Origin of the sequence: Actinocrinis puniceicyclus (assembly GCF_018283645.1) — a bacterium.
Lineage (GTDB): Bacteria > Actinomycetota > Actinomycetes > Streptomycetales > Catenulisporaceae > Actinocrinis > Actinocrinis puniceicyclus.
In genome coordinates this window covers 1-654 of sequence record NZ_JAGSXH010000367.1, presented here as the reverse complement: position 1 = coordinate 654, position 654 = coordinate 1, and the positions used below count along the sequence as shown (strand labels likewise).

Genomic DNA, 654 nt, shown 5'->3' with positions numbered 1-654 from the left:
CCCGCCGCCGGCCGCCGGCCGCGGGCACGCCCAGCGCGTCGGCGGCGGCCTTGAACACGAACCCGTCCAACGCCCGCTCGATCACCGGCCGCAGAGCCCTGAATCCCGCCTCGATCACCTGCGCGAGGATGTACTGCTCCAGCTGCTGCTCCAGGAAGTCGACCGCCTTCTCCGCCAGCTTGACGATCCCGGCCTCCGCCGCCTCCGCCAACCCGAACGTGGCGACCGCGGCCGCCTGATCCGCCACAAACGGGAGGATCACTCGCCTGGCGCAGCACGCAAAGGCTGTCGCCGGGGCAGGCAGGGTGCCGCGGGTGATCGCGCTGGAGGTTCTCGTGGTGACGGAGCGGACGCTGGCCGAGGCGCTGGGTCAGCCGGAGGCGCTGATGATCGACGGGATTGGCCGGGTCGTCGGCGAGTTCGAGGGACGCGTGCAGCTCGCGGAGCCGTGGCATGGCATGGGTGCGCGGCCGTTGACCTATGAGGCGTATTGCCGGATCAGCAAGGACGAGCGCGGGCAGCTGGAGGGGGTGGCCCGGCAGTTGCGCGACATCCTGGAGCACATGGTGCGCCACCGGCTGCCGCTGGGTTCGATCTGGATCGATAACAGTCTGAGCGCGTGGAACCTCAAGGCCGCCTCCAAGCGGGTGGGGT

The 654-nt window shown here is 70.6% G+C and carries 1 protein-coding gene and 1 pseudogene; one reads left to right on the top strand and one right to left on the bottom strand.

The annotated features are described in order from the left end of the window. Positions 1–247 (bottom strand): annotated as a pseudogene (locus KGA66_RS29320) (hypothetical protein); the annotation flags it as partial. Between the two features lie 67 nt (positions 248–314). Between KGA66_RS29320 and KGA66_RS29315 the strand changes: the two are divergent. Continuing rightward, positions 315–654, top strand: a 340-nt coding sequence (locus KGA66_RS29315) for a recombinase family protein (RefSeq protein WP_211472890.1), incomplete at its 3' end; no start/stop codon positions are given.